The organism is Citrobacter sp. Res13-Sevr-PEB04-36 (assembly GCF_015672735.1).
GTDB lineage: Bacteria > Pseudomonadota > Gammaproteobacteria > Enterobacterales > Enterobacteriaceae > Citrobacter.
Genome location: NZ_JADABY010000007.1, coordinates 127,146 through 146,048, shown reverse-complemented (window position 1 = coordinate 146,048; position 18,903 = coordinate 127,146). Strand labels below are relative to the sequence as shown.

At 54.0% G+C, this 18,903-nt stretch carries 16 protein-coding genes; 11 read left to right on the top strand and 5 right to left on the bottom strand.

The window, feature by feature from the left end:
* The first annotated feature begins 7 nt into the window (after positions 1-7).
* The 7 genes from ileS (at position 8) to IMQ48_RS02405 (ending at position 7,256) form a co-directional block, all read left to right on the top strand.
* Positions 8-2,824, top strand: a complete 2,817-nt coding sequence (gene ileS / locus IMQ48_RS02435; RefSeq protein ID WP_196207763.1) for an isoleucine--tRNA ligase — start codon at positions 8-10, stop codon at positions 2,822-2,824.
* The gene (gene lspA / locus IMQ48_RS02430; protein ID WP_196207762.1) at positions 2,824-3,321 is read left to right on the top strand and encodes a signal peptidase II; all 498 of its coding nucleotides are present in this window, start codon (positions 2,824-2,826) and stop codon (positions 3,319-3,321) included. The genes ileS and lspA overlap by 1 nt, the downstream gene beginning before the upstream one ends.
* 117 nt (positions 3,322-3,438) lie before the next feature.
* Positions 3,439-3,888, top strand: a complete 450-nt coding sequence (gene fkpB, locus IMQ48_RS02425; RefSeq protein WP_096758362.1) for an FKBP-type peptidyl-prolyl cis-trans isomerase — start codon at positions 3,439-3,441, stop codon at positions 3,886-3,888.
* A gap of 1 nt (position 3,889) precedes the next feature.
* Positions 3,890-4,840, top strand: coding sequence for a 4-hydroxy-3-methylbut-2-enyl diphosphate reductase (ispH, locus tag IMQ48_RS02420; RefSeq protein ID WP_115259499.1), 951 nt, complete (start codon positions 3,890-3,892; stop codon positions 4,838-4,840).
* Between the two features lie 65 nt (positions 4,841-4,905).
* The gene (gene rihC, locus IMQ48_RS02415) at positions 4,906-5,820 is read left to right on the top strand and encodes a ribonucleoside hydrolase RihC (RefSeq protein ID WP_196207761.1); all 915 of its coding nucleotides are present in this window, start codon (positions 4,906-4,908) and stop codon (positions 5,818-5,820) included.
* Positions 5,821-5,917: 97 nt separating this feature from the next.
* Positions 5,918-6,481 (top strand): glucose-6-phosphate isomerase family protein, encoded by a 564-nt coding sequence (locus IMQ48_RS02410; RefSeq protein WP_196207760.1) that lies wholly within the window; start codon positions 5,918-5,920, stop codon positions 6,479-6,481.
* Positions 6,474-7,256, top strand: coding sequence for a glucose-6-phosphate isomerase family protein (locus IMQ48_RS02405; RefSeq protein WP_196207759.1), 783 nt, complete (start codon positions 6,474-6,476; stop codon positions 7,254-7,256). The genes IMQ48_RS02410 and IMQ48_RS02405 overlap by 8 nt, the downstream gene beginning before the upstream one ends.
* A 70-nt stretch (positions 7,257-7,326) precedes the next feature.
* On the opposite strand, the gene IMQ48_RS02400 is transcribed toward IMQ48_RS02405, so the two are convergent.
* Genes IMQ48_RS02400 through IMQ48_RS02380 form a run of 5 tightly spaced genes read right to left on the bottom strand, consistent with a single transcriptional unit; the run spans position 7,327 to position 11,637 of the window.
* Complete coding sequence (locus IMQ48_RS02400; RefSeq protein ID WP_196207758.1) at positions 7,327-8,145, bottom strand: PTS system mannose/fructose/sorbose family transporter subunit IID; 819 nt, start codon at positions 8,143-8,145, stop codon at positions 7,327-7,329.
* Positions 8,145-8,942 carry a PTS sugar transporter subunit IIC gene (locus tag IMQ48_RS02395; protein WP_196207757.1) on the bottom strand — a complete coding sequence of 266 codons (798 nt, stop codon included), beginning with the start codon at positions 8,940-8,942 and terminating at the stop codon, positions 8,145-8,147. Before IMQ48_RS02395 ends, IMQ48_RS02400 begins: the two co-directional genes overlap by 1 nt.
* A gap of 10 nt (positions 8,943-8,952) precedes the next feature.
* Positions 8,953-9,447 carry a PTS sugar transporter subunit IIB gene (locus tag IMQ48_RS02390; protein ID WP_196207756.1) on the bottom strand — a complete coding sequence of 165 codons (495 nt, stop codon included), beginning with the start codon at positions 9,445-9,447 and terminating at the stop codon, positions 8,953-8,955.
* An 11-nt stretch (positions 9,448-9,458) separates the two neighbouring features.
* Positions 9,459-9,887, bottom strand: a complete 429-nt coding sequence (locus tag IMQ48_RS02385; protein ID WP_196207755.1) for a PTS sugar transporter subunit IIA — start codon at positions 9,885-9,887, stop codon at positions 9,459-9,461.
* Between the two features lie 4 nt (positions 9,888-9,891).
* Entirely contained in the window at positions 9,892-11,637 is a 1,746-nt protein-coding gene (locus tag IMQ48_RS02380) for a class I mannose-6-phosphate isomerase (RefSeq protein WP_196207754.1), read from the bottom strand.
* A 189-nt stretch (positions 11,638-11,826) separates the two neighbouring features.
* Between IMQ48_RS02380 and IMQ48_RS02375 the strand changes: the two genes are divergently transcribed.
* The 4 genes from IMQ48_RS02375 to carB all read left to right on the top strand — a co-directional run bounded on the left by IMQ48_RS02375 (position 11,827) and on the right by carB (position 18,636).
* Positions 11,827-12,834: a LacI family DNA-binding transcriptional regulator gene (locus IMQ48_RS02375; protein WP_196207753.1), complete on the top strand. Its 1,008-nt coding sequence runs from the start codon at positions 11,827-11,829 to the stop codon at positions 12,832-12,834.
* A 133-nt stretch (positions 12,835-12,967) separates the two neighbouring features.
* Positions 12,968-13,789 carry a 4-hydroxy-tetrahydrodipicolinate reductase gene (gene dapB / locus IMQ48_RS02370; RefSeq protein WP_196207752.1) on the top strand — a complete coding sequence of 274 codons (822 nt, stop codon included), beginning with the start codon at positions 12,968-12,970 and terminating at the stop codon, positions 13,787-13,789.
* A gap of 455 nt (positions 13,790-14,244) precedes the next feature.
* Positions 14,245-15,393, top strand: coding sequence for a glutamine-hydrolyzing carbamoyl-phosphate synthase small subunit (gene carA, locus IMQ48_RS02365; protein ID WP_196207751.1), 1,149 nt, complete (start codon positions 14,245-14,247; stop codon positions 15,391-15,393).
* A gap of 18 nt (positions 15,394-15,411) precedes the next feature.
* Positions 15,412-18,636, top strand: coding sequence for a carbamoyl-phosphate synthase large subunit (gene carB / locus IMQ48_RS02360; protein WP_196207750.1), 3,225 nt, complete (start codon positions 15,412-15,414; stop codon positions 18,634-18,636).
* Positions 18,637-18,903: the final 267 nt, after the last annotated feature.

Genomic DNA, 18,903 nt, shown 5'->3' with positions numbered 1-18,903 from the left:
GAATCTGATGAGTGACTATAAATCAACCCTGAATTTGCCGGAAACAGGGTTCCCGATGCGCGGCGATCTCGCCAAGCGTGAACCGGGAATGCTGGCGCGTTGGACCGATGATGACCTGTACGGCATCATTCGTGCGGCTAAAAAAGGCAAAAAAACCTTTATTCTGCATGATGGCCCTCCTTATGCGAATGGCAGCATTCATATTGGTCACTCCGTTAACAAGATTCTGAAAGATATTATCGTGAAGTCCAAAGGACTTTCCGGTTATGACTCACCGTATGTTCCAGGCTGGGACTGTCATGGCCTGCCTATCGAACTGAAAGTAGAGCAAGAATTCGGCAAGCCGGGCGAGAAGTTCACTGCCGCAGAGTTTCGTGCCAAGTGCCGTGAATACGCTGCAACGCAGGTTGACGGTCAGCGTAAAGACTTTATCCGTCTGGGTGTGCTGGGCGACTGGCAGAAGCCGTACCTGACGATGGACTTCAAAACCGAAGCCAACATCATCCGCGCGCTGGGCAAAATCATCGGCAACGGTCACCTGCATAAAGGCGCGAAGCCGGTGCACTGGTGCGTAGACTGCCGTTCCGCGTTGGCGGAAGCGGAAGTTGAGTATTACGACAAAACCTCCCCGTCTATCGACGTTGCGTTCCACGCCGCCGATCAGGATGCGGTGAAAGCGAAATTTGGCGTGTCTGACGTCAACGGCCCGATCTCCCTGGTTATCTGGACCACCACCCCGTGGACCCTGCCGGCTAACCGGGCGATCTCTCTGGCCCCTGATTTTGACTATGCGCTGGTGCAGATTGACAGCCAGGCTGTGATTCTGGCGAAAGATCTGGTCGAAAGTGTGATGCAGCGCCTCGGCGCGGCGGATTACACTATTCTCGGCACAGTAAAAGGCGCGGAGCTGGAACTGCTGCGCTTTACCCATCCGTTCATGGGCTTCGATGTTCCGGCTATTCTTGGCGATCACGTGACGCTGGATGCCGGTACCGGTGCGGTACATACCGCACCAGGCCACGGTCCGGATGACTACGTGATTGGTCAGAAATACGGCCTGGAAGTCGCAAACCCGGTAGGGCCAGATGGTACCTATCTGCCGGGCACGTACCCGACCCTGGATGGCGTTAACGTCTTCAAAGCGAACGATGTTGTCGTGGCGCTGCTGACTGAAAAAGGTGCATTGCTGCACGTTGAGAAGATGCAGCATAGCTATCCGTGCTGCTGGCGTCACAAGTCACCGATCATCTTCCGTGCCACTCCGCAGTGGTTTGTCAGCATGGATCAGAAAGGCCTGCGTGCGCAGTCGCTGAAAGAGATCAAAGGCGTGCAGTGGATCCCTGACTGGGGCCAGGCGCGTATTGAATCGATGGTTGCCAACCGTCCTGACTGGTGTATCTCCCGTCAGCGTACGTGGGGTGTGCCGATGTCACTGTTTGTCCACAAAGACACTGAAGAACTGCATCCGCGCGCCATCGAACTGATGGAAGAAGTGGCTAAACGCGTTGAAGTTGACGGCATCCAGGCGTGGTGGGATCTCGATCCAAAAGATATTCTCGGTGATGAAGCCGACCAGTACGTCAAAGTACCGGATACCCTGGACGTATGGTTCGACTCTGGCTCTACCCATTCATCCGTTGTCGACGTGCGCCCTGAGTTTTCGGGTCACGCGGCAGATATGTATCTGGAAGGATCTGACCAGCATCGTGGCTGGTTCATGTCTTCGCTGATGATCTCCACCGCGATGAAGGGCAAAGCGCCGTACCGTCAGGTACTGACCCACGGGTTCACCGTTGATGGTCAGGGTCGCAAGATGTCCAAGTCCATCGGTAACACCGTTTCTCCGCAGGACGTGATGAACAAGCTGGGTGCGGATATTCTGCGCCTGTGGGTGGCGTCTACCGACTATACCGGTGAAATGGCCGTTTCTGACGAAATCCTGAAACGTGCTGCCGACAGCTATCGCCGTATCCGTAACACCGCGCGCTTCCTGCTGGCGAACCTGAACGGGTTCGATCCGGTAAAAGACATGGTGAAACCGGAAGAGATGGTAGTGCTGGACCGGTGGGCTGTGGGCTGTGCGCAAGCGGCACAGGACGAAATCCTCAAAGCCTACGAAGCCTATGACTTCCACGAAGTGGTACAGCGCCTGATGCGTTTCTGCTCCGTCGAAATGGGTTCGTTCTACCTCGACATCATTAAAGACCGTCAGTACACCGCGAAAGCGGACAGCGTGGCGCGTCGTAGCTGCCAGACCGCGCTGTATCATATTGCCGAAGCGCTGGTGCGCTGGATGGCGCCGATCATGTCCTTCACCGCGGATGAAATCTGGGGCTACCTGCCGGGCTCCCGCGAGAAGTACGTCTTCACCGGTGAGTGGTATCAAGGGTTGTTTGGCCTGGCCGATACCGAAGCGATGAACGACGCGTTCTGGGACGAGCTGCTGAAAGTGCGTGGCGAAGTGAACAAGGTCATCGAGCAGGCACGTGCAGACAAGAAAGTGGGCGGTTCTCTGGAAGCGGCAGTGACCCTGTACGCTGAACCTGAACTGGCTGCCAGGCTGACCGCGCTGGGCGAAGAACTGCGCTTTGTTCTGCTGACCTCCGGTGCGGTTGTTGCGGACTATGCCGCAGCACCGGCTGATGCTCAGCAGAGTGAACTGCTCAAAGGCTTGAAAATCGCCCTGAGCAAAGCCGAAGGCGAGAAATGCCCGCGCTGCTGGCATTACACGACCGACGTGGGTCAGGTGGCGGAACACGCAGAGATCTGCGGACGCTGTGTCAGCAACATCGCCGGTGATGGCGAACAACGTAAGTTTGCCTGATGAGTCAGCCTCTTTGTTCAACAGGACTCCGCTGGCTGTGGCTGGTGGTAGTCGTGCTGATTATTGATTTGGGCAGCAAGTACCTGATCCTCCAGAATTTTGCTCTGGGGGATACGGTGTCGCTGTTCCCGTCACTGAATCTGCACTATGCGCGTAACTATGGCGCGGCGTTTAGCTTCTTAGCCGACAGCGGTGGCTGGCAACGCTGGTTCTTTGCTGGTATCGCAATCGGTATCTGCGTCATCCTGGCGGTGATGATGTATCGCTCTAAGGCGACGCAGAAGCTGAATAACATCGCGTATGCGTTAATCATTGGCGGTGCGTTGGGCAACCTGTTTGACCGCCTGTGGCACGGCTTTGTCGTGGATATGATTGACTTTTACGTCGGTGACTGGCATTTCGCCACCTTCAACCTTGCCGATACGGCGATTTGTATCGGTGCGGCGTTGATTGTGCTGGAAGGCTTCTTACCGTCGAAAGAGAAAAAAGCCGCATAAAAATGTGCCGGATGGCGCTATGCTTATCCGGCCTACACTCTACTGCGAATCTTGTAGGCCCGGTAAGCGTAGCGCCACCGGGCAAACAGGCGGCAGCACTTTTAAAGAGCAATCTGCATGTCTAAATCAGTACAGAGTAACAGTGCGGTGCTGGTGCACTTCACCTTAAAGCTCGACGATGGCTCCACCGCAGAGTCAACCCGCAGTAACGGCAAGCCAGCGCTGTTTCGCCTGGGTGACGGTTCTCTGTCTGAAGGACTAGAACAACACCTGCTGGGGTTAAAAGAGGGCGATAAAACCACTTTTGCCCTGGAGCCGGACGCCGCTTTTGGCGTATCAAGCCCGGACCTCATTCAGTATTTCTCGCGTCGGGAGTTTATGGACGCGGGTGAGCCAGAAATTGGCGCTATCATGCTCTTTACCGCAATGGACGGCAGTGAGATGCCTGGCGTTGTCCGCGAAATCAACGGTGATTCCATCACGGTTGACTTCAACCATCCGCTGGCCGGGCATACCGTTCATTTTGATATTGAAGTGCTGGAAGTCGAACCGGCACTGGAGGCGTAAAATGCAGATCCTGTTGGCTAACCCGCGCGGATTTTGCGCTGGCGTAGACCGCGCTATCAGCATTGTGGAAAACGCGCTGGCTATTTACGGCGCGCCGATTTATGTCCGTCATGAAGTGGTACATAACCGCTATGTGGTGGATAGCCTGCGCGAGCGCGGCGCTATTTTTATTGAGCAAATCAGTGAAGTGCCGGATGGCGCGATCCTGATTTTCTCCGCCCACGGTGTGTCTCAGGCTGTGCGTAACGAAGCCAAAGGCCGCGACCTCACGGTCTTTGATGCGACCTGCCCGCTGGTGACCAAAGTGCATATGGAAGTCGCGCGCGCCAGCCGCCGTGGCGAAGAGTCGATTCTGATTGGTCACGCCGGACACCCGGAGGTTGAGGGTACGATGGGCCAGTACAGCAACCCGCAGGGGGGGATGTACCTGGTGGAATCACCGGAAGACGTTCTGACGTTGAATGTCAAAAATGAAGGTAAGCTCTCCTTCATGACCCAGACCACGCTCTCGGTTGACGATACCTCTGATGTTATCGATGCCCTGCGCCAACGCTTCCCGAAAATCGTCGGGCCGCGTAAAGACGATATCTGCTATGCCACCACCAACCGCCAGGAAGCGGTTCGTGCCCTGGCGGAGCAAGCGGACGTGGTACTGGTGGTTGGCTCGAAAAACTCGTCGAACTCCAACCGCCTGGCAGAACTGGCCCAGCGTATGGGCAAGGCCGCGTATCTGATTGACGATGCGACCGATATCCAGGAAGCCTGGGTGAAAGACGCGGCGTGCGTCGGCGTGACGGCCGGGGCTTCCGCGCCGGATATTCTGGTACAGAACGTGATTGTCCGTCTGCAGGAGCTCGGCGGTGGAGATGCTATCCCACTGGAAGGCCGTGAAGAGAACATCGTGTTCGAAGTACCGAAAGAGCTGCGTGTGGATGTTCGTGAAGTAGAGTAACTCTTTCGCGTCATGATTATGAGAAGATGCCAGACTTAACGTCTGGCATTTTTTTTGGAGAAACCATGCGCTTACCTATCATACTTGATACCGATCCCGGCATTGATGATGCGGCGGCGATTGCCGCTGCACTGTTTGCCCCTGAGCTGGATCTGCAACTGATGACCACGGTGGCAGGCAACGTGTCGGTGGAAAAAACCACCCGTAATGCGTTGCAGTTGCTGCACTTCTGGAATGCGGATATTCCGCTGGCGCAGGGGGCAGCTATGCCACTGGTGCGGCCGCTGCGTGATGCGGCTTCAGTACACGGTGAGTCCGGTATGGCAGGGTATGATTTCGTTGAACATAATCGGCAGCTGCTGGCGAAACCCGCTTTCCAGGCAATTCGTGATGCGCTGATGCATGCCCCGCAGCCCGTTACGCTGGTGGCAATTGGTCCGTTAACCAATATTGCGTTACTGCTTACCCACTATCCTGAATGCGTGTTCAATATTCACCGTCTGGTGATGATGGGCGGTTCAGCCGGACGCGGGAACTTCACGCCAAACGCCGAGTTTAATATTGCTATCGATCCCGAGGCCGCCGCGAAAGTTTTTCAGAGCGGGCTGGAGATAGTGATGTGCGGGCTGGATGTGACTAATCAGGCGATGCTCGCACCAGAGTACCTGGCAACATTGCCCGCGCTGAATCAGACGGGGAAAATGCTGCACGCGCTGTTCAGCCATTATCGTAGCGGCAGCATGAACACCGGGCTGCGCATGCACGATCTCTGCGCTATTGCCTGGCTGGTCCGCCCGGATCTGTTTACGCTCCAACCCTGCTTTGTGGCGGTGGAAACCCAGGGGGAATATACCTCCGGGACGACGGTGGTGGATATCGAAGGGCGATTAGGTCAACCGTCGAATGCCCAGGTGGCGCTGGGGCTGGATGTTGAAGGCTTCCAGCACTGGGTGGCACAGGTGCTGGCACTGGCACCGTGAGGCTGTGATCCGGCCCGCAATATGCAGACAGAATTAGAAGGTTAATCGATTAATCTGCTAATCTGACAGTGTTGTTCTCCTCGGGCCGGAGACACATATGAACCTTTCTTTTATCCAGCCACCGCAGGTGGCGTGGGCAAGCGGCGCTTTAGCTGATGGCCCGTTATTGCGTAAATCTACCCGTATTCAGGATCTTACTGACGTTTTTATCGATGAAAACGCCCGCCAGCAACTGGCTGGTGAGCAGGTCGCGTATGACGTTGAGATGCTGGATACGTCTCCCGCTGAAGGCGAACTCTATACCGGCGTGACCCACCTTTATCCTGGCCGGGTCGGCTGCGAGTATTTTATGACCCGTGGGCATTTTCATGCGCGCCGCGAACAGGGAGAAGTCTATTTTGGCCTGCATGGCAGTGGTTTGCTGCTGCTGCAAACTGAGCAGGGCGAAGCGCGGCTGGAAAAGGTATTTGCGGGATCTGTCCACATCATCCCTGGCTTTACCGCTCATCGGTTAATTAACACCGGGTCAGAGGTGCTGTCCGCGCTCGCCGTATGGCCAGGGATTGCGGGCCATGACTATGCGGCGCTGGCAAGAGGCTTCAGAATAAGAGTCTTTGAGGAAAATAAGACGGTTCAGGCGAAGGAGGTACAGAATGGCTGATTTAGCGCATTCTTACGGCCTGGACATGACGGTGCATCACCATCCGCTTGGCTTTAGCTATGGGGATGAAGTCACCGGCCCGATGCCGGAGATCCGCCGACTCGATCACATTCGCGCCTCACTGCGCGATCCGCACTGTGAAGGTCCGGAAGAGGTGTATGCCATTGCGATGGATGTAGCACGGATGCAGGATCGTGAAGAGCTGAAAAAGCGGATGCTGCTGTTTGGTGTGGTGACCTATGCCGCGGGGCGACTGGGGGAAGAGCCGGTGCGTAGCCAGGGGCATATTCATCGTATCAGCCAGCACAGCGGCTGGTCTCCGCCGGAGCTTTACGAAATCTGGCAGGGAAAAGCGATAATCTATATGCAGGAGTATGTTGAGGATGACCCAGGCCGTTGTTTTGCTGTGATCGCCGGACCCGGTGAGAAAGTGTTGGTACCACCCGGCTGGGGGCATGCGACCATATCCGCAGACCCGGATGTACCGCTAACCTTTGGTGCGTGGTGCGACCGTGAATATGGTTTTGAATACGACGCCGTGCGGGCGCATAAAGGGCTGGCATGGTACCCGTTACTGCAGGGTAACAATATTATCTGGCAGCATAACCCACGTTACGTACCCGGGCGACTGCAGGCCATTACGCCCCGGCAATATACGGAATTTTCGATTACTTCCGCACCTGTCTACCAGCAATTTATTGAGGACCCGGCACGTTTTCAATTTATCTCACGCCCGGACAGGCACCCTGAGCTGTGGCAAAACTTTCATCCATAAAGAGCCGGGGCTATGCCCCGGTACTTATTTTGCCGGATAAGCGTATGCGCCATCCGGAAAATGCGAGACGCTAACCCGCAAACAGGCCCGTGGCGACGCCGAGGGCGGCCAGTATCAACAGTAAAATCATCGCTTTCACTGGCGACACACCACGCTTGGCCATCAGATACCAGGTACCGAGTACCACAATCAGCGGCAGTAACTGTGGGAAGATACCGTCCAGCATCTGCTGAACGTGGATATTCACTCCATCTTTGGTGATGAATTCCAGTCCGGTGCCGAGCTTAACGTAGCTTGCTGCGACGCCGCCCATAACAAATACACCAAGCAGCGACAGGGCTTCGCGCAGGCGGGCAGACTTGCTGCTCACCAGCATTTCCACCGAGCCGGATCCCATTTTGTAGCCTTTCAGGAATAAAAACCACGAACCGGGAATGATGATGGCCAGCCAGGCAACGGTATAAAACAGCGGCCCCAGAATGTTACCGCCGGCTGCCAGCGCCATGCCGATGCTGAGCAGGATCGGGATCAACATGCCAGGGATCATTGAATCGCCGATCCCGGCAATAGGGCCCATCAAACCAACCTTCAGGGTGTTGATCGTTTCTCCGTCAATCGGTTCTCCGTTTGCCTTTTTCTCTTCCAGCCCCAGCACCATGCCATTCACGATAGCGCCTATCTGGGGTTCTGTATTATAGAATGAGGCGTGGCGGCGCAGCATTTCAGTACGCTGGGTTGCATCGGGGTAAAGCTTTTTCGCCACCGGCAGCATACTCAGGCAAAAACCAAAAGATTCCAGACGTTCAAAACTCATGGATGACAAGTTATGCATCATCCATGCACGCCAGCAGCGGCGCAGATCTTTACGCGTAAGTGTACGTTCTTCCATCAGAATTCATCCTCATCATCGACTGCCGATTTTGCATTCGTGGCCTGCGGCGGTTCCGGTTTGTAGTTGTAATGGATCAACGCCAATAGCGAACCGACGATCACTAGCGCGACCATGTTGAGTTTTAAAAAGACGATGCAGACGAAACCGACGAGAAAGTAGATCAGCATGGTGTAGTTTTTGATGATCTGCTTAAGCAAAATAGCGATCCCGACGGCGGGTAAAATGCCGCCCAGCACGTTCATCGTCGACAGAACAATTTTTGGCAAACTGTCCATAAAACCGCTGATGTATTGCGCCCCGAAATAGACCGCAATAAAGGTCGGTACAAAACGCAGGACAAAGTTTGTCACCTGCGGCCAGATGGCGCTGTTCAGATAAATTCCACGTTCATCGCCCCGTTCCAGCGCTACATCTGCCCGGTGATTCCAGAAGGAGTTCAGTACCATCATCGCGTTAAACAAAATGGTTCCGGCGATACCGATGGTCGCCGCCAGCGCGACTGCGACTTCTGGTCCTTTTCCCGAAAGGATCCCTAACGCAATCGCGGGGTAAGCAACAAAGTTGAGATCGGCGGGCATCGAACCGCCCGGCGTTACCATCGCGATATACACTGCCTGAACTGCGACGCCAATCATGATCCCTGTTTTAACGTCGCCGAGAATAATCCCGACCAGCATGCCTGAAATCAGCGGGCGGGTGATCAGATACCAGCCGCCGGTCAGTCCCAAAAGCCAGGGGCTGCTGAGGGCGCCGAGATAGCAAAGTATGCCAATCAACGTAGCTTCGATAATCATCGTGCGCTCCTTATTTCAGTTTCTGACGTGCGTCCTGCCAGCTGTAGCAACTGGCATCAGGAACCAGGCGAAACTCAACCAGGTGTCCATGCTGCGTCAGCCAGTCAAAAGCGGCAATTTCATCCCCATTGACCGACTGATTCGGACCGATGGTAGTGGTATCAGCACGAGCGCTCATCGGACCCACATTAATCTTGCCGTTGGCATTTTTCAGGCTAATACCTGCTTCTTCAATGCGTTTGAGCGTAATGGGGGATTTGCCAATGACGAAATAACGTTTCTCGCTGGCAATAACTTTTGGCAGCTTTTCGATCGCGGTGGCCGTATCAAACAACCAAACTTTGGTGTCCTGAACGGCACCCTTCATCACCGAAGAGAGCAGAGGGTCGGCCGCGACGGCATCGTCAATGGCGACAATGCCGTCACAGGGCAGCTCTTTGGCCCAACGTGTCACGAGCTGCCCATGGATTACGCGGTCATCGATACGTACAAAAGAAATACTCATAGTGGTTTCCTTTAAAAATCATCGGACTGAACGGATAAAACCGGGGCGGCTTTAATCAGTGTGGGTAGCGTCAGCGCCAGTAGCTCGTCGGCTGCAGCGTGAACATCTGTTAAATGGCATATCTCTTCGCTTTGCAGCAACATCGGGAAATTGACCCCTGCCACTACGGCCACGGGAGGAACGGTTTGTGAAGAAAACGCATGATGGCAGGCGACATTCCACGGTGTGCCGCTTTGCATGTCGCACAGGACCAGCACACCGTCAGCGTTTTTCCCGGCACTCGCGAGAACCTGAGAGAACGTCTGTTTAAATCCTTCGATACCCGCTTGTTCGCTTAGTATTACGGGGTAAACATGCGGTAATTCTCCGTAAACCATACGGCCACTGGCGAGAAGCGCTTCTGCCAGGGGGCCATGGGTGGCAACAATAATGTTGATCATGCGCTTATCCTCTCACCCAGGCTTTTATCGTGGCGAGCTGTTGACCGACGCCTTTACCAAACGGTGAAATACGATATTCTCCAACGGCAGCTGGGATGATAAAGGTCTCTGCATAGTTGACGACAAACGGGGGAAACGCACCGCTCGGGCTTTCGACAACGGCTTGTGTACCTTCGACCAGGTTCAGGACGTTCACGCCGCCATGGGTATGGTGAGTTACCGATGCCGTAAACCAATGGCGACGCGTTTCGATAAACTCGCGCTCGTGCATCCCGGTTCTTTCTTCCCGCCAGCCTTCTCCTTCAGCGATGGGTTCAATACGGTTGACCAGGTTATCGTGTACCCATTGGGTATCACGCTGCCAGTCGATCACCTGTTGACCGTGTTCCAGATGGACCGGACGCGGCAAGCCGTCTAACCCTAAACGTCCCCAATCCCACAGCTTGAAGGTGAAGATATACGGTGTTGCGCTGATCTCAAGGACCATGGTTCCCGCACCTGAGCAGTGCACGGTTCCTGCAGGGATCAGAAAGTGGTCGTGTTTATGTGCAGGGATCTGATTCACGAATCGCTCATCATCAAACGTTTTTTCGCCACGACCCGCAGCTCGTAAATCGTCGAGCATATCCTGCGGTGCAATCCCGGTTTTGGTGCCGAGATACACCACGGCGTCCGGCTCGGCTTCGAGAATGTAATAGCTCTCATCCTGGGTATAGTGCATACCAAACTGTTGCTGTATGTACTCAGTGAGCGGATGAACCTGAAAACTCAAATTCTGGCCGCCAATAGTGTCGAGGAAGTCAAAACGGATCGGGAATTCCGCGCCAAAGCGCGCATGAACTTTTTCGCCCAGCAGTGGGCGGGGAAAGGTCAGCACCAGATCCTGAGAGGGGATCTCGATCCGCACGTTGCCAAAACGCAGTAACAGGCTGTTTTCCTCGGGCACGCAATCAAAACACCACGCGTAATTGGGGGCTGAGGGATCGAGATCGAATTGTTGTTTCATCCATTGCCCGCCCCAGACGCCTGGGTCAAAGAAAGGGGCAACGCGAAACGGTTGTTCGGTGGTTTGTTGCAGACCGGCGCGTAGCGCGTCGCCGCTGACCATCGCAGGGTTATTTTCTACCGTGGTATCAAGCAAATAATCAGCGCGTTTGAGTAACGGCGTTTTGTGCCTGTCGAATACCCGCCACTCAATGAAGAAAGCGCGTTTGTAACGACGAAGAATATCTTCATCCTGGTTTTCTGCCCCCCAGTTACCCAGCCCGTCATGGCGCATGCGTTGTTGAATTTCCCAGCGGGGAAGGTCAGCATAAACCAGCACGTCACCGGGGTGTGCCAGCGCTGCGCCGGATCCATATACGACGACCAACCCTTCGGGGACGGCATCAATCTGTTGCCGGAGTTGACTGAGCTTGTCGCTGTCAAAAAACTCATCCAGATGATGGCAGGAGAGGACGCCAAAGACGCGATCGTCGGTAAGGTTGCGCGCCAGTAAATCATGCAGAGCTTGCTCATCTCTGCGGGCAGATTCAATGTTCAGTACCAGGGCAGTATCTAACGTCGTGACGAGCTGTTGCTCCAGCTCATCAAGCCGTACGCCTGGATAGCAATCCACTATCAATACGGTTTTGGCCGCAGTAGAAACCCTGGTGTTAAGCATTGAATGGATCGACGCCCAACCCTGCCAGGCGTGATTGTCATAGCCCTGAACGTTAACCTCAGGGAATTTATTATAGGTTGTACGCACTTTCTGTCTCCGTGTTGGCTTATTTAAGATTAATCGATTAACCTTATTTTCATAGTGTGGTTAACGCGATTAACCCGCCATATTCAGAATCCAGTGCGGTGAAAAGCACGTTCGCGTGATGTGAATCACACGTAAAAAGACAAGATTTAGGTTATTCGATTAACCCGAGATCAAAAACCAGGAGAAGTCATGACAACAGTCACGTTGGCGCAGGTCGCTGAACGCGCGGGAGTCTCCACGGCGACCGTTTCAATGGTATTGCGTAACCGGGGGAGAATATCTCAGGCTACACGCGACCGTGTGCTAAAAGCACTGGACGATGCGGGCTACGTTTACAATCAAACCGCTGCTAATCTGCGTAACCGGAGTAGTAATCAGGTCGGATTGTTGTTACACGATATCACTAACCCTTTTTACGGCGAGATGACGGCAGGGCTAAGCCACGAGATGGAACGGCATGACCTGCTGTTGTTTCTGGCAAATAGCGAAGAGTCAGGAGAACGGCAGCAAAAATTTGTTGATTCGCTGATGCGTAATAATGCTTGTGGCATGGTGTTGTGCGCCGCGAGGGAAACGCCGACCTCCTTTTTTGAAGCGCTGAAAAGGCGCAACATTCCCGCCATCATGGTGGTCCGTCCTCTTAGCGATCCTGATTTTGATTTTGTGGGAACCGATAACTTTCTCGGTACGCAAATGGCGACCACCCATTTAGTCAAAATGGGGCACAAGAATATTGCGTTTATTGGTGGTAGCCCCAGTTCAGGGAGTCGGGCACAGCGTATTGGTGGCTTCACCAGCACATTGCTGGAGCAGGGAATATCACCGAATCCGGAATGGATCGTGGCGACGCAGGCCAGCCAAATTGACGGCGCAAAAGCGGCGGAGTCTCTCCTTCTGCGCCATCCGCAAATTACCGCCGCCGTATGTTATCAGGATATCGTAGCGCTTGGGGTCATGCAGGCGCTACGCAAAATGGGGCGTGAGCCTGGACGTGATTTTGCGTTGGTGGGGTTCGATGACATCACCGAAGCTGCGTTGGTTCAGCCTGCGCTTACCACCGTGTCGGTGGCCGCAAAAGAGATAGGTCGCAAGGCGGGGGAGCTACTTTATAGTCGCATTCAAGGAAATGACGAACCACCGAAACGCATTATTCTGCCGCCTGCGCTGGTGGTCAGAGAATCATGTGGTTTTAGCTGATCGTCATGCCTTTTACTGATATCTCCGCCTGTTTATCATTAAATTCTAATTATCGACGTTTTCGGCTGGCGGCGTAGCGATACGCTGGTTACTCTGAAAACGATTCACGTAAAATTAACAAAAGAGAATACCTATGCATGATGCACAAATCCGCGTGGCCATCGCGGGAGCCGGAGGACGCATGGGGCGTCAATTGATTCAGGCCACCCTCGGCATGGATGGCGTACAGCTCGGCGCGGCGCTGGAGCGCGAAGGGTCTTCGCTACTGGGCAGTGATGCTGGAGAGTTAGCGGGCGCCGGGAAGACAGGCGTTACCGTAAAGAGCAGCCTTGAGGCGATTAAAGATGATTTCGATGTTTTCATCGATTTTACCCGCCCGGAAGGCACATTGGTGCACCTGGCGTTTTGTCGTCAGCACGGTAAAGGGATGGTGATTGGCACCACCGGCTTTGATGAGGCGGGCAAACAGGCTATTCACGATGCCGCGCAGGAGATTGGCATTGTCTTTGCCGCTAACTTTAGCGTTGGCGTGAACGTCATGCTGAAGCTGCTGGAAAAAGCGGCGAAAGTGATGGGGGATTACACCGATATCGAAATTATCGAAGCCCATCACCGTCATAAAGTGGATGCGCCGTCAGGTACCGCTCTTGCGATGGGGGAGGCGATCGCCGGCGCGCTGGATAAAGATTTAAAGGACTGTGCAGTCTACTCACGCGTGGGTTACACCGGTGAGCGCGTACCTGGCACTATCGGTTTTGCCACGGTGCGAGCGGGTGACATCGTCGGGGAACATACTGCGATGTTCGCCGATATTGGTGAACGTATTGAGATTACACATAAAGCGTCCAGTCGTATGACGTTCGCCAACGGTGCCGTGAGATCGGCGATGTGGCTAAAAAATAAATCAAACGGTCTTTTTGACATGCGTGATGTGCTGGATTTACGTAATTTATAAGTTTTTTTACCCTTCGTGATGTGGTCGTTGTAATCATAATTTATTGATTACATAGGGCAATATTTTATTGCCCTTTTATTTTAACCTGATTGTTCTTTGTTTTGTTTTAAATTCATGTTTTTACCTATTTTCCTCTGTATTTTTGTTGATTTTATGCGAATTTTGACCAAATGGTCCACTTTCTTTATCGCGATGACCATCTTTTACATTCTTTGTCTTCCGCAAGCGTTTTCTACCACAACTTAGCTGATCTTTTTGCCTGTTAAATCGAATGATTCATCCCAGTGGCGTAAAATAATAATAAAAATTGCCCTTTTGGGTAGACTTTTATCCGGGCTGTCTCTAGAATGCCGCCGTTTGCCAGAAATCCATAGGTAAGCAAATTTGCATTGATTCATAGTGGTTGAATGAATTAATATGCAAATAAAGTGAGTGAATATTCTCTGGAGGGTGTTTTGATTAAGTCAGCGCTATTGGTTCTGGAAGACGGAACCCAGTTTCACGGTCGGGCCATCGGGGCAACAGGTTCGGCGGTTGGGGAAGTCGTTTTCAATACTTCAATGACCGGTTATCAAGAAATCCTCACTGATCCTTCCTATTCCCGCCAAATCGTCACCCTTACTTATCCTCATATCGGCAATGTCGGCACCAATGAAGCCGATGCAGAATCTTCTCAGGTACATGCGCAAGGCCTGGTCATCCGCGACCTGCCGCTGATTGCCAGCAACTACCGCAATACTGAAGACCTCTCTTCTTACCTGAAGCGCCATAACATCGTGGCGATTGCCGATATCGATACCCGTAAGTTGACCCGTCTGCTGCGCGAGAAAGGCGCTCAGAACGGCTGCATCATCGCAGGGGATAACCTGGATGCACAGCTAGCGCTGGAAAAAGCGAAAGCCTTCCCGGGGCTGAACGGCATGGATCTGGCGAAAGAAGTCACCACGGCGGAGCCGTATGGCTGGACGCAAGGTAGCTGGACGCTGGCTGATGAGCTGCCGGAAGCGAAATCTGCCGATGAGCTCCCGTTCCACGTGGTTGCCTACGATTTCGGCGCAAAACGTAACATCCTGCGTATGTTGGTGGACCGCGGCTGCCGCCTGACGGTTGTGCCGGCACAGACCTCCGCAGAAGACGTATTGAAGATGAATCCGGACGGTATCTTCCTGTCCAACGGTCCTGGCGACCCGGCACCGTGTGATTACGCGATTGCTGCAATTCAGACATTCCTCGAAACCGATATTCCGGTATTTGGCATCTGCCTCGGCCATCAGTTACTGGCGCTGGCGAGCGGTGCGAAGACCATTAAGATGAAGTTTGGCCACCACGGCGGCAACCACCCGGTAAAAGATATTGATAACAATACCGTGATGATTACCGCGCAGAACCACGGTTTTGCGGTGGATGAAGCCTCGATGCCTGCGACCTTGCGCGTCACGCACAAATCACTGTTCGATGGCACCCTGCAGGGTATCCACCGCACCGATAAACCGGCGTTTAGCTTCCAGGGGCACCCTGAAGCGAGCCCGGGGCCGCATGATGCTGCGCCGCTGTTCGACCACTTTATCGAGCTTATTGAGCAATACCGTCAGTCCGCGAAATAATCAGGAGTTAAAAGAGCCATGCCAAAACGTACAGACATAAAAAGTATCCTGATTCTGGGCGCGGGTCCGATTGTTATCGGCCAGGCGTGTGAGTTTGACTATTCCGGTGCGCAAGCGTGTAAAGCCCTGCGTGAAGAGGGTTACCGCGTTATTCTGGTCAACTCCAACCCGGCGACCATCATGACCGACCCGGAAATGGCCGATGCCACTTACATCGAGCCGATTCACTGGGAAGTGGTACGCAAAATTATCGAAAAAGAGCGCCCGGATGCGGTGCTGCCGACCATGGGCGGCCAGACGGCACTGAACTGTGCGCTGGAGCTGGAGCGTCAGGGCGTACTCGAAGAGTTCGGCGTGACCATGATTGGCGCCACCGCTGATGCGATTGATAAAGCCGAAGATCGCCGTCGCTTCGACATTGCGATGAAGAAAATTGGCCTCGACACCGCGCGTTCTGGCATCGCCCACACCATGGAAGAAGCACTGGCGGTTGCCGCTGACGTCGGCTTCCCTTGCATTATCCGGCCTAGCTTCACCATGGGTGGTACCGGCGGCGGTATCGCCTATAACCGTGAAGAGTTCGAAGAAATTTGCGAGCGCGGTCTGGATCTTTCCCCAACTAAAGAGCTGCTGATTGATGAGTCGCTGATTGGCTGGAAAGAGTACGAGATGGAAGTGGTGCGTGATAAAAACGACAACTGCATCATTGTCTGCTCGATTGAAAACTTCGATGCGATGGGCATCCACACGGGTGACTCCATCACCGTGGCGCCTGCCCAGACGCTGACTGACAAAGAATATCAAATCATGCGTAACGCTTCGATGGCGGTACTGCGTGAAATCGGCGTAGAAACCGGCGGTTCTAACGTACAGTTTGCGGTTAATCCGAAAAATGGCCGCCTGATTGTTATTGAAATGAACCCGCGCGTTTCTCGTTCCTCAGCGCTGGCCTCGAAAGCGACCGGTTTCCCGATTGCTAAAGTGGCGGCGAAACTGGCGGTCGGTTACACCCTCGATGAGCTGATGAACGACATCACCGGTGGTCGCACCCCGGCATCGTTCGAACCGTCCATCGACTACGTTGTGACTAAGATCCCGCGCTTTAACTTCGAGAAGTTTGCCGGTGCTAATGACCGTCTGACGACACAGATGAAGTCCGTCGGCGAAGTGATGGCGATTGGCCGTACCCAGCAGGAATCGCTGCAAAAAGCGCTGCGCGGTCTGGAAGTGGGCGCCACCGGTTTCGACCCGAAAGTGAGCCTGGATGACCCGGAAGCGCTGACCAAGATTCGTCGCGAGCTGAAAGATGCGGGCGCCGAGCGTATCTGGTACATCGCCGATGCGTTCCGCGCGGGCCTGTCCGTTGATGGTGTCTTCAACCTGACCAACATCGACCGATGGTTCCTGGTGCAGATTGAAGAACTGGTGCGTCTGGAAGAACATGTCGCAGAGCTGGGCATTAACGGTCTCGACGCTGATTTCCTGCGCCAGCTTAAGCGTAAAGGTTTTGCCGATGCGCGTCTGGCAAAACTGGCTGGCGTGCGTGAAGCGGAAATCCGCAAGCTGCGCGAACAGTATAAGCTGCACCCGGTTTATAAGCGTGTGGATACCTGCGCGGCGGAATTCTCCACCGATACCGCCTACATGTACTCCACGTATGAAGAAGAGTGTGAAGCGAACCCGACTCAGGATCGCGACAAAATTATGGTGCTGGGCGGCGGTCCGAACCGTATCGGTCAGGGTATCGAATTCGATTACTGCTGCGTACACGCCTCGCTGGCGCTGCGCGAAGACGGTTATGAAACCATTATGGTCAACTGTAACCCGGAAACGGTTTCTACCGACTACGACACCTCTGACCGTCTGTACTTTGAACCGGTAACGTTCGAAGATGTACTGGAAATCGTGCGTATCGAGAAGCCGAAAGGCGTTATCGTGCAGTATGGCGGGCAGACCCCGCTGAAGCTGGCGCGTGCGCTGGAAGCCGCAGGCGTGCCGGTTATAGGCACCAGCCCGGACGCGATTGACCGCGCTGAAGACCGTGAGCGTTTCCAGCAGGCGGTTGACCGTCTGAAGCTGAAACAACCCGCCAACGCCACCGTCACCGCCATTGAAATGGCGGTCGAGAAGGCAAAAGAGATTGGCTACCCGCTGGTGGTTCGCCCATCCTACGTGCTCGGTGGTCGGGCAATGGAAATTGTGTACGACGAAGCCGACCTGCGTCGCTACTTCCAGACTGCGGTCAGTGTCTCCAACGATGCACCGGTCCTGTTGGACCGCTTCCTGGATGATGCGGTTGAGGTGGACGTAGATGCTATCTGCGACGGCGAAATGGTGCTGATTGGCGGCATTATGGAGCACATCGAGCAGGCGGGCGTTCACTCCGGTGACTCCGCGTGCTCTTTGCCAGCCTACACGCTAAGCCAGGAAATTCAGGACGTGATGCGCCAACAGGTACAGAAGCTGGCCTTCGAACTGCAGGTTCGCGGCTTGATGAACGTCCAGTTTGCGGTGAAGAACAACGAAGTTTACCTGATTGAAGTCAACCCGCGTGCGGCGCGTACCGTACCGTTTGTCTCCAAAGCCACCGGCGTTGCGCTTGCAAAAGTAGCGGCGCGCGTGATGGTCGGTCAAACGCTGGCACAGCAGGGCGTGACCAAAGAAATTATCCCGCCGTACTATTCGGTTAAAGAAGTGGTGCTGCCGTTCAATAAGTTCCCGGGCGTTGACCCCCTGTTAGGGCCAGAAATGCGCTCTACCGGCGAAGTGATGGGCGTAGGCCGCACCTTTGCGGAAGCATTCGCCAAGGCGCAACTAGGCAGCAGCTCAACCATGAAGAAACAGGGCCGTGCGCTGCTCTCTGTGCGTGAAGGTGATAAAGAACGCGTTGTTGACCTGGCGGCGAAGCTGCTGAAGTTTGGTTTCGAGCTGGATGCTACGCACGGTACGGCAATTGTGCTGGGTGAAGCCGGTATTAACCCGCGTCTGGTGAACAAGGTGCATGAAGGTCGTCCTCACATTCAGGACCGTATCAAGAATGGCGAGTACACTTACATCATCAACACCACTGAAGGGCGTCAGGCGATCGAAGACTCCAAGCTGATTCGCCGCAGTGCGTTGCAGTACAAAGTCCATTATGACACCACACTGAATGGCGGTTTCGCCACGGCGATGGCGTTGAATGCGGATGCTACCGAAAAAGTGACCTCCGTTCAGGAAATGCACGCGCAGATCAAAAAGTAATAAACTGCAGGTTCGGTAATATTTGCGCTAACCGAGTCTGCAATATAATTCGTAAGGGTTTCTGTAAAGAAACCCTTTTTTTATATCTTGTAAGACCAGTCCTGACTAAATGCGGTTTCATAACCACATTTTCAATGTAATAAGCACGATGTTGCTCACACTAATCAACATTCAAGTCGCATACTATCTCTCATATACACAATTTTAATAGGGCTTTGTTTTTATTTATCCAGACAGGCCGTAGCCAGATTTTTAATTTGTGAAATG